Here is a 9,614-nt window from a genome sequence, read left to right on the forward strand (position 1 = left end):
TGCGCGCGTGTCCGCCCGCGGCCCCGCGGCCGCTCCCTCCCGGTCTCAGCCGAGGAGGCCGCCGAGGCGCCCCTCCAGCGCGGCGAGCAGCTCGGCGAGCCCGTCGGCGAGGTCCGCGCGCCGCTCGGCGGGCAGGCCCGCCAGCAGCGCCGCCTCGTAGGAGAGCTGCGCGGGCATCAGCCGGTCGACCAGGTCGCGCCCGGCGGCGGTCAGCGACAGGTGCTGGACGCGGCGGTCGCGGGTGTCGGTGCGCCGCTCCACCAGCCCGCGGTCGGCGAGCGCGCGGACCCGCTTGGTGACGGCGGCGCCGGAGGCGAACGTCTCGCGGGCGAGGCGGCCGGGGGTGACGCCGCCGCCGAGGCGGCGCAGCGTGTTCAGCGTGTCGAACTCGGCGCGGACGAGGCCCTCGCGGGCCAGCGGCGCGTCGCCGGCCTGCTGGAGCAGCGCGGCGCACCGGTTGATCCGGCCGATCACGCCCATCGGGCCGGTGTCGAGGTCCGGCGCCAGCTCGCGCCAGCCGCGGATCACCGCCGCCACCGCGTCCTCGACGGGGCTCTGGTCGGTCATGGCCGTCCTTCCTCCGGCACTGTCGTCGGGTCATGGCGGGCGGGGGCGGGCCGCAGCCCGGCCAGGACGCGGTGGCCGTCGCGTTCGGCGCGCTCGATGCGCTCCTCGGGCAGGGCGCCCTGCCACCACTCCCCCGAGGCGACCTCGACGGTGTCGCGGAGGTCGACCAGCGCCGTGGCGACGCGGTCGCGGGCGGCGGCGATCTCGCGGCGCGTACCGGACGCGGCCGGGCCGGCGGCGCGGGTGGCGGCGGTGAGGCGCTCCAGGGCGGCGCCGACGCGGCCGCCCGCCCGCCGGTTCGGGACGAGCGCGCAGCAGAGCAGCCCGGCCGCGGCGCCGAGCAGGCTGTCCAGCGCCCGCTCGGAGATCAGCGGGCCGGGGTCCTGGTAGCCGGCGAACTCGACCATGGTGAGCGCCATCGGCGTCACGAACACGCTGCCGAGCCAGTAGTTGCGGCTCATCCCGTACTCGGCGCCGATCTGGAAGGCGAGCACGACGAGCAGCAGCGCGACGGCGCCGGTGCGGGTGACCGGCAGCAGCGCGGCGAACAGCACGAGCCCGGCCAGGTTGCCGACGACGCGCTGCACGGCCCGCCCCCAGCTCAGCGTGATGTTGGCCTGGAACACCGACGCGGCGGTGACGACGGCCCAGTAGGGGCGGCCGACGCCGAGCAGCATCGACGCCCAGCCCGCGACGGCGCTGCCGAGAGCGACGCGCGCCGCGACCGGCGGCAGCGGCGAGCCGGGTCCGAGCGCGGCGAGCAGGCCCCGCACGCCCCGCGGCCCGTGCGGGGCGCGGCGGTCTGCGGCGATCCCGGCGAGCTCGCGCGCCTCCTCCGGGGACGGTCCGGGGACGTCCGGGCGGGCGCCGGCGCGCAGTTCCCCCGCCCACCGGACGAGGCGACGGGCGTCGCCGGGCGCGCCCGCCATCGCCGCCTCGGCGCGCACGACGAGGCGCTCCAGCAGGGCCCGTCCGGGCGCGGAGCCCGGCACCTGGAACAGCGTGTGCCAGGCCGCGTTGATCGCGCCCGCGGCGGCGTGCCGGTGGGCGGGCGCGGGGTCGGCGCGGTGCCGGGCGACCGCCTCCAGGGCCCGCGCGACGGCGATCCGCTCGGGCCCGTCGGGGCGGCGCAGCGCGGGCGCCATGCCGACCAGCCAGGCCACCGCCGCGCCGGCGAGGACCAGCGCGAGGTGCGCGGGGACGTCGGCGGCGCGCTGCGGCAGGAAGGCGCAGCTCGCCGCGATGAAGGTGAAGATGACGTTGGCGGGCGGCCCGATGCGGGTCGCGTCGCAGACCGCCTTGTGCACGGCCGCGATCAGCGCCGCGACCGCGACCCGCGCCCAGGTCGCGTCGGTGGCGGCGGCGGTGCAGAGCGCCGCCGCCACGCTCGCGCCCATGCCGGCGGCGACCCAGCCGAGGGTGCGGGCGCGCGCGGCGTAGGGCTGGCCGTGCGCGTACAGCGCGCAGAGCGACCCCGCTGAGATGTAGAGCATGAGGTCCAGGCGCCCCACCGCCAGCATCACCGCGCCGGGCAGCGCGAGGGCCGCCGCGGCACTGAAGGCGGGCTTGTACCAGGTGTCGCCGCGCCCGCGCAGGCGCAGCAGGCCCCGCACGGGCAGCGGGCGGAGGGACCGGGACGGGGACGGGAGGGCGCTCACCCGAGAAGTTTAACGGGTATTTCACTCGTAAAACAAATGCCGGGCCCGCCCCCGCCCGGTCAGCGGTCCTTCAGCCACGGGTAGCGGTCGCGGTCGCCGCCCGCGTAGTCGGGGTCCAGGTAGATGAACACCCGCTGGATCTTGAAGTCGCGGATCTCGAACACGTCGCACCAGCGCCCGGCGCCCCACTCGGGCACTCCCGCGCGCCACGGCCCGTCCACGTGCTCGCCGTGGCTGCCGCCCTCGCACACCACCGTGTCGCCGGCGAACACCCAGTTCAGCGACGCGTAGTGGTGCTCGATCGCGCGGATGGTGGCGCCGACCTCGCCGAACAGGCGGCCGATCTCCTCCTTGCCGGTGGCGAGCCCCCACTTGGGGAAGTAGACCTGGGCGTCGTCGTCGAACAGGTCCAGCAGGGGCGCCCCCGAGGAGGTGGTGCCGCCCCGGTCGAAGCCCTTGAGGTACTCCAGCGCCACCGACTTGCGCTGCTCGTCGGTCATCGTGCCCGTCGTGATAGCCATGCGTGCCCGCCCGTCGCGAGTGATCGTCCGCCGCCGCTCGCACGGTAGCGCCCCGCCGGGCGCGCGGCGAGGGGTGCGGCCGGACCCGGGCACGGCCGTTCCGGACTCCCGCTCCGTGCGCGTTTTCCGCACGATTCTGGGAACACCGGAGCGCACGCGATTAGTTAGGCTTACCTAAGACGATATTCCGCGCATCGGAGGACGCATGGCGACCGAACCCGCCCGCAAGGGGCGCCCGATCACCACCGCGACGGTGCTCCGCACCGAGCGGATCACCCCGCACATGATCCGGGTGGTGCTCGGCGGCGAGGCCCTCGCGGGCTTCGGCGCGGGCGCCCACACCGACCACTACATCAAGCTGATCTTCCCGCGGCCGGGCGTCGCCTACCCCGAGCCGTTCGACATGGGCGCGATCCGCGCCGAGTTCCCCCGCGAGCAGTGGCCGGTGACGCGCACCTACACCGTCCGCGCCTTCGACCGCGAGGCCCGCGAGCTCACCGTCGACTTCGTCCACCACGGCGACAAGGGCCTCGCCGGACCCTGGGCGGCGGCCGCGCGGCCCGGCGAGGAGATCAGCTTCATGGGGCCCGGCGGCGGCTACGCCCCCTCCCCCGACGCCGGCTGGCACCTGCTGGCCGGGGACGAGAGCGCGCTGCCCGCCATCGCCGCCTCGCTGGAGCGGCTCCCCGAGGGCGCCCTCGCCAAGGTGTTCCTCGAGGTCGCCGGCCCCGCCGAGGAGCAGGTCCTCGCCTCCCCCGGCAAGCCCGAGATCGTCTGGCTGCACCGCGGCGACCGGCCGGTCGGCGCGGCCCTGGCCGAGGCCGTGCGCGCCCTGGAGTTCCCGGACGGCGACGTGCAGGCGTTCGTGCACGGCGAGGCCGGCATGGTCAAGGACCTGCGCCGGTACCTGCGCGTCGAGCGCGGCCTGCCCATGGACCGGCTGTCGATCTCCGGCTACTGGCGGATCGGCCGCGACGAGGACGGCTGGCAGTCCTCCAAGCGCGAGTGGAACCGGCAGATCGAGACCGAGGAGGCGCGGGCGCTCTCCTGAGGCCCGCTCCGGACGCCGGGCCGGGCGCCCCGGACGTCAGGCCGTCCCGGCCGCGTCCGGGGCGTCGCCCGCGAAACCGGGCAGCCAGCGCAGCGCCTCGGCCCGGAACGGCCCCTCGGCCTCCAGCTGGCAGAGCACGCCGCCGCAGCCCGACAGCGCGCGGCTGACCGCCAGGTACTGCGGCGGCAGCCGCAGCTGCCGCAGCAGGCCGCCCGGCCGCATGTCCGACGCCATGCCGAGGCCGCGCTGGGTCTCGGTGCGCATCCAGGCCCGGCTGTAGCGGAAGGTCTCGACGGAGAACGGCTCGGCGTGCGCGACGACGATCTCGGCGAGCCGGTCCGCGTCCACCTCGGCGTCCGGGGCGAGGAACCCCTCGGCCTTGGCGTTCTCGACCATCTCGGCGGGGCTGCCGAGGGTGCCGATGCGCAGCATCCGGCCGAGCGCCCACCAGAGGTCGTCCGGCACGTGCGCGGCGCCGCCGTAGTCCAGGACGCCGAGCCGGCCGTCGTCCAGCAGCCGGAAGTTGCCCGGGTGCGGATCGATGTGGATCATGCCGCAGCGCACCGGGCCCGACAGCAGGAACCGGAAGAGCAGCAGCCCGGCCCGGTCGCGCCGCTCCTGCGGCCCGTCGGCGATGACGCGGGCGAGCGGGGTGCCGTCCAGCCACTCGGTGACCAGCACGTTGCCGGCCTGCGCGACGACGGCGGGCACGACGATGTCGGGGTCGTCCCGGTAGGCGGCGTGGAAGGTCTTCTGGGCGCGGGACTCGTCGGTGTAGTCCAGCTCCTTCTCCAGCCGCCGCTTCAGGTCGGCGATCACCGGCTTCATCTCGACGCCGGGCATCAGGGGCGCGAACAGCCGCGACATGCGGGACAGCTGGGTGAAGTCGCTCATCAGCGCCCGCCCGGCGCCGGGGTACTGAACCTTGACCGCGACGGTCCGGCCGTCGTGCCAGACGGCCTTGTGGACCTGCCCGATGGACGCCGCGGCGGCGGGCCGGTCGCCGAACTCGGCGAACAGGTTGCGCCAGCCGGGCCCGAGGCCCTCGGCGAGGACCCGGTGCGCGGTCACGGCGGGCAGCGGCGGCGCGGCCTCCTGGAGCTTGGTGAGGCTGGCGCGGAACGGCCCGGCGAGCTCCTCCGGCATCCCCGCCTCGAAGATCGACATGAGCTGGCCGACCTTCATCGCGCCGCCCTTCAGCTCGCCGAGCACGGCGAACAGCTGGTCGGCGGTGCGGCGCTGCACCTCCAGCGCGACCGCCTCGGCGGGCCGGCCGATGGTGCGCTTGCCGAGGCCGAGCGCGGTGCGCCCGGCGAAGCCGAGCGGCAGCGTGGCCAGCTTGGCGGTGCGGGTGACCGCACGGCGGGGGATCTCGCTCACGTGGTGACCGTCCCTGTCTCGTCGCCGCGGCCGCGGCGGCGCGTTCTCGATCCCCTCCATCCTGCCCTGTCAGCGGCCGGGCCGCACCAGCGGGAAGGCGACCGTCTCGCGGATCGTGGCGCCGGTGAGCGCGATGACGAGCCGGTCGACGCCCATCCCGAGGCCCCCCGCCGGGGGCATCCCGTACTCCAGGGCGTGCAGGAAGTCCTCGTCCAGCTCCATCGCCTCGGCGTCGCCGCCCGCCGCGAGCAGCGACTGCTCGGTGAGGCGGCGGCGCTGCAGGACCGGGTCGATCAGCTCGGAGTAGGCGGTGCCGAGCTCCATGCCGAACATGATGAGGTCCCACTTCTCGGCGAGCCGCGGGTCGTCGCGGTGCGGGCGGGTGAGCGGCGAGGTCTCGGCCGGGAAGTCGCGGACGAACGTCGGGCGGACGAGCCGCCCCTCCACCAGGTGCTCGTAGAGCTCCTGCACGATGCGCCCCTGCCCCCACTCGGCCGCGACGTCGATGCCGAGGGCGGCGGCGTGGGCGGCGCACGCGGCGCGCGGGGTGTCCGGCGTGATCTCGGTCCGCAGCGCCGCGCCGACCGAGCCGTACACGGTGATCTCGTCCCAGGGGCCGGCGAGGTCGTGCTCGGCGCCGTCGCGGACGACGACGGTGGTGCCGAGCGCCGCGCGCGCCGCCGCGAGGACGAGCGCCCGCATCAGCTCGGCCATCGTGTCGTAGTCGCCGTAGGGCTCGTACGCCTCCAGCATCGTGAACTCGGGGTTGTGGGTGGCGTCGGCGCCCTCGTTGCGGAAGTCGCGGCCCATCTCGTACACCTTGCCGACGCCGCCGACGAGGAGCCGCTTGAGGTACAGCTCGGGCGCGATCCGCAGGTACAGGCGCATGTTGTAGGCGTTGACGCGGGTGGTGAAGGGCCGGGCCGCCGCGCCGCCGTGCACCGGCTGCAGGATCGGCGTCTCGGCCTCCAGGTAGCCGCGCGCCCGCAGGATGTCGCGGAGGGCGCCGAGCGCGTCGCCGCGCCGCCGCAGCATCGCGCGGGCGTCGTCGTTGACGATGAGGTCCACGTGGCGGCGGCGGACGCGGGCCTCGGGGTCGGCGAGGCCGGCCCGCTTGTCGGGCAGCGGCCGCAGGCACTTGGCGGTGAGCGTCCAGGAGTCGGCGAGGACCGACAGCTCGCCCCGCCGGGAGGCGACGACCTCGCCCTCGACGCCGACCTGGTCGCCCAGGTCGATCATGGTCTTCCAGTCCTCCAGCGCCGCCGCGCCGAGCGCCTCGGCCGTCAGCATCACCTGGAGGTCGCCGGTCTCGTCGCGCAGGGTGGCGAAGACCAGGCGGCCGTGCGCCCGGTCGAGCATGACGCGGCCGGCGATCGCGGCGCGCCGGCCGGTGCGGGCGCCGGGCTCCAGGCCGCCGAACGCGGCGCGCAGGCCGGCGGCCAGGTCGGTGCGGGCGAAGCCGAGCGGGTAGGGGTCCACGCCCGCCGCGCGGATGCGCTCCAGCTTGGCGTGCCGGACGCGCTCCTGCTCCGACAGGCGGCGCTGCGGGGTGCGGGCGGCGTCCGCGGCCTCCTCGATCTCCTTGATCCGCTGGACGAGGCCCGCCGACGGCACCGCGCCGGCCGCCCGCTCCAGCCGCCGCCGGCCGAGGCTCGGCACGAACCCCTCGGCGCGGGCGTAGGCGAGCGCCAGGCGCAGCAGGCCCGCCCCGTGCTGGGAGCAGATGTAGCGCGGCACCCACTCGGGGTGGTACTTGGCGTTGGCCAGGTACAGCGACTCCAGCTGCCAGAACCGGGACGCGAACGACAGCACCCGGTAGGCGGCGCGGACGACCGGCCCGGCGCCGATCTGCTGGCCGCGCTCGAACACCCCGCGCAGCATCGCGAAGTTCAGCGAGACGCGGCGGACGCCCATGCCGGGCGCCTGCTCGGCCAGCTTGGCGATCATGAACTCGTTGAGGCCGTTCTCGGCGGCGCGGTCGCGGCGCATGAGGTCCAGCGACAGGCCGCTGCGGCCCCAGGGGACGAAGCTGAGCAGGCCGCGCAGCTCGCCGTCGCCGTCGAACGCCTCGACCATGACGCAGCGCCCGTCGGTCGGGTCGCCGAGGCGGCCGAGCGCCATGGAGAACCCGCGCTCGGTCTCGCCCCCGCGCCACTGGTCGGCGCGGCGGACGAGGGGCGCCATCTCCACGGGCGGGATCTGGGCGTGCCGCCGCACCCGGGCGGTGTACCCGGCGCGCTCGACGCGGCGGACGGCCTGGCGGACCTGGCGCATCTCGCGGCCGTCGAGGTTGAACTCGGCGACGTCCAGGATCGCCTCGTCGCCGAGCTCCAGCACGTTCATGCCGCAGCGGCTGTACTCGCGGGCGGCGCTCTCGCCGACGCTGACGGCGCCGGCCGCCCAGGAGTGCGCCCGGCAGAGGTCCAGGAACGCCGCGATCGCCTGCGGCCACGCCTCGGGGTCGCCGAGCGGGTCGCCGGAGGCGAGGCAGACCGGGCCCTGCGCGCGGTAGGCGATGGCGGCCTTGCCGTTCGGGGCGACGACGACGTCCTTGTCGCGGCGGAGCGCGAAGTAGCCGAGGGAGTCGTCCTCGCCCCACTCGGCGAGCAGCCGGCGGGCGGCGAGCTCCTCCTCCGCGCTCAGCACGGCGTCGCCGCGCGCGGGCCGGAACAGCGCCCACACCGTGAGGAGCAGCAGGCCGGTGCCGAGCACGCCGAGGAGGAGGTCGACCCAGCCGGGCACCGCGACGCCCATGACCGAGCCGGTGACGCCGGCGCCGAGGACGGTCTGCAGCAGCACGTACAGCGGCTCCGTCCAGAAGGGGCCGCCGGCGTCGGTGTCGGTGAGGTGCACCAGGGTGGTGCCGAGCAGGCCGCTCACCACCACCTGGACGGCGAACACCCGCAGCGCGAGGCGCCGGTTCGCCCGGTCGGGCAGCGCGGCGAACCGCCCGCGCGCCGCGATCAGCAGCACGAACGCCGCGAGGTAGAGGGCGGCGGCGACCCAGTCGCCGGCGCCGACCGAGGAGGTGCCGAGGTAGCCGCCCAGCAGGTCCAGCAGCGACAGCGCCACGAACAGGCCGAGCAGCAGCACGGTGATCCGCCAGGCGGCCTTCTTGCGGCGGCGCAGCCCCGACGACAGCAGGACGAGCAGCACGCCCCACGGCAGGCTCGGCAGCCACCCGAAGTAGGCGATCCAGCGGAGGACCCAGAGGTCCAGCAGCGCCTCGATCCGGTCCGCCCACAGCCAGGCGAGCACCGACACCAGCCCGGACAGCCGCAGGTACCACGACACGGCGGCCGGCACCGCCCCGACGATTCTTCTGGCGCGCACCTGTCCCCCGACCGACGCCATCGACTCCGCGGTCCCCCCGGACCGCGCCGATCAGCCTACCGGTGCGGGTTCCGGCGGGCGGCGGGCGGCGCGCGGCGCGGGCGGCGGGCGCGTCAGCCGGTGGCGGGCCGCGTCCCGGACCGCCCGGCCGCGGGACCGGCCGGTTCGGGGGCCGGCTCGGCCGCGGCCCCGGCGACCGCCACGGCGGTGCCCGCCCCGGCCGGCTCGGCGGCGGACGCGGGCGCCTCCGCCGGCTCGTCCGCGGGGGCCGCCGGCGCGGGCGGGCGCAGCGCGAACAGCACGATGGCGAGCAGCACGGCGACCACGATGCCGTCCAGCCAGTAGTGGTTGGCGGTGCTCACCACCACCGAGATCGTCAGCAGCGGGTGCGCCAGCCAGAGCCAGCGCCAGCGGGTGCGGGTGGTGACGATCAGCCCGATCGCCACGATGAGCGCCCAGCCGATGTGCAGCGAGGGCATCGCGGCGTACTGGTTGGCGACCGTGTCGGTCTGCGGCGCGCCGTAGACGGCCGGGCCGAAGCGGGCGCCGGTGTCGATCAGGCCGGTGCGGTCGAGCATGCGGGGCGGGGCGAGCGGCACCAGCAGGTGCAGCGCGAGCCCGGCGCTCGTCAGCGCGACGATGACCCAGCGGACCCAGCGGTAGTGGGTCGGGCGCCGCAGGTACATCCAGAGCAGGAACGCCACGGTCGCCGGGAAGTGCACGTAGGCGTAGTAGCAGTTGGCGGCGTGCACGAGGGTCTCGCTGTGCAGCAGGCCGTGCTGGACGCTCGTCTCGCTGGGCAGGCCGGCCCAGCGCTCGAAGTGCCAGACGTCGCGGGCGTTGGAGAACGCCTCGGTGACGCGGCCGTTGGCGGCGAGCCGGCCGAGCTTGTAGACCAGGAACAGCAGCGTGATCAGCAGCAGTTCGGGGATCGCCCTGGGCCGCTCGGCGGCGGGCTGGAACCGGCCGGCGCGCTTCGGCGGGCGCCGGGCCGGTTGGCGGAGGTTCATGAGCGGTCCTCGGGGGGTGGGGGCGGCTTGCGGCGGTGCCCGCCGCGCCCCCGGCGGGGGGGGGCGGCCCGGGCGGGGCGGGGGGGGGCCTCCC

General features: G+C 76.2%; 7 protein-coding genes. 1 reads left to right on the forward strand and 6 read right to left on the reverse strand.

Annotated elements, in window-relative coordinates:
* Positions 1-45: 45 nt before the first annotated feature.
* Genes K1Y72_RS10770 through K1Y72_RS10780 form a run of 3 tightly spaced genes read right to left on the reverse strand, consistent with a single transcriptional unit; the run spans position 46 to position 2,746 of the window.
* Positions 46-567: a MarR family winged helix-turn-helix transcriptional regulator gene (locus tag K1Y72_RS10770; RefSeq protein WP_220165654.1), complete on the reverse strand. Its 522-nt coding sequence runs from the start codon at positions 565-567 to the stop codon at positions 46-48.
* On the reverse strand, positions 564-2,225 hold the full coding sequence (locus K1Y72_RS10775; protein ID WP_220165656.1) for an FUSC family protein: 1,662 nt from the start codon (positions 2,223-2,225) through the stop codon (positions 564-566). Before K1Y72_RS10775 ends, K1Y72_RS10770 begins: the two co-directional genes overlap by 4 nt.
* Positions 2,226-2,284: 59 nt before the next feature.
* Positions 2,285-2,746, reverse strand: coding sequence for a nuclear transport factor 2 family protein (locus K1Y72_RS10780; protein ID WP_220165658.1), 462 nt, complete (start codon positions 2,744-2,746; stop codon positions 2,285-2,287).
* A gap of 205 nt (positions 2,747-2,951) precedes the next feature.
* Between K1Y72_RS10780 and K1Y72_RS10785 the strand changes: the two genes are divergently transcribed.
* Positions 2,952-3,797 (forward strand): siderophore-interacting protein, encoded by an 846-nt coding sequence (locus tag K1Y72_RS10785; RefSeq protein ID WP_220165660.1) that lies wholly within the window; start codon positions 2,952-2,954, stop codon positions 3,795-3,797.
* A 36-nt stretch (positions 3,798-3,833) separates the two neighbouring features.
* Here the strand turns inward: K1Y72_RS10785 and K1Y72_RS10790 are convergent, their stop codons facing one another.
* The 3 genes from K1Y72_RS10790 to K1Y72_RS10800 form a co-directional block, all read right to left on the reverse strand.
* On the reverse strand, positions 3,834-5,177 hold the full coding sequence (locus tag K1Y72_RS10790; RefSeq protein WP_308286997.1) for an ABC1 kinase family protein: 1,344 nt from the start codon (positions 5,175-5,177) through the stop codon (positions 3,834-3,836).
* Positions 5,178-5,246: 69 nt separating this feature from the next.
* A complete protein-coding gene (gene lysX, locus K1Y72_RS10795) occupies positions 5,247-8,510 on the reverse strand; it encodes a bifunctional lysylphosphatidylglycerol synthetase/lysine--tRNA ligase LysX (protein ID WP_308286998.1) in 3,264 nt (1,087 codons plus the stop codon).
* Between the two features lie 113 nt (positions 8,511-8,623).
* The gene (locus tag K1Y72_RS10800) at positions 8,624-9,520 is read right to left on the reverse strand and encodes a phosphatase PAP2 family protein (RefSeq protein ID WP_220165666.1); all 897 of its coding nucleotides are present in this window, start codon (positions 9,518-9,520) and stop codon (positions 8,624-8,626) included.
* Positions 9,521-9,614 lie beyond the last annotated feature (94 nt).

Source organism: Actinomadura parmotrematis (assembly GCF_019458805.1).
In the GTDB taxonomy this organism is placed as follows: domain Bacteria; phylum Actinomycetota; class Actinomycetes; order Streptosporangiales; family Streptosporangiaceae; genus Spirillospora; species Spirillospora parmotrematis.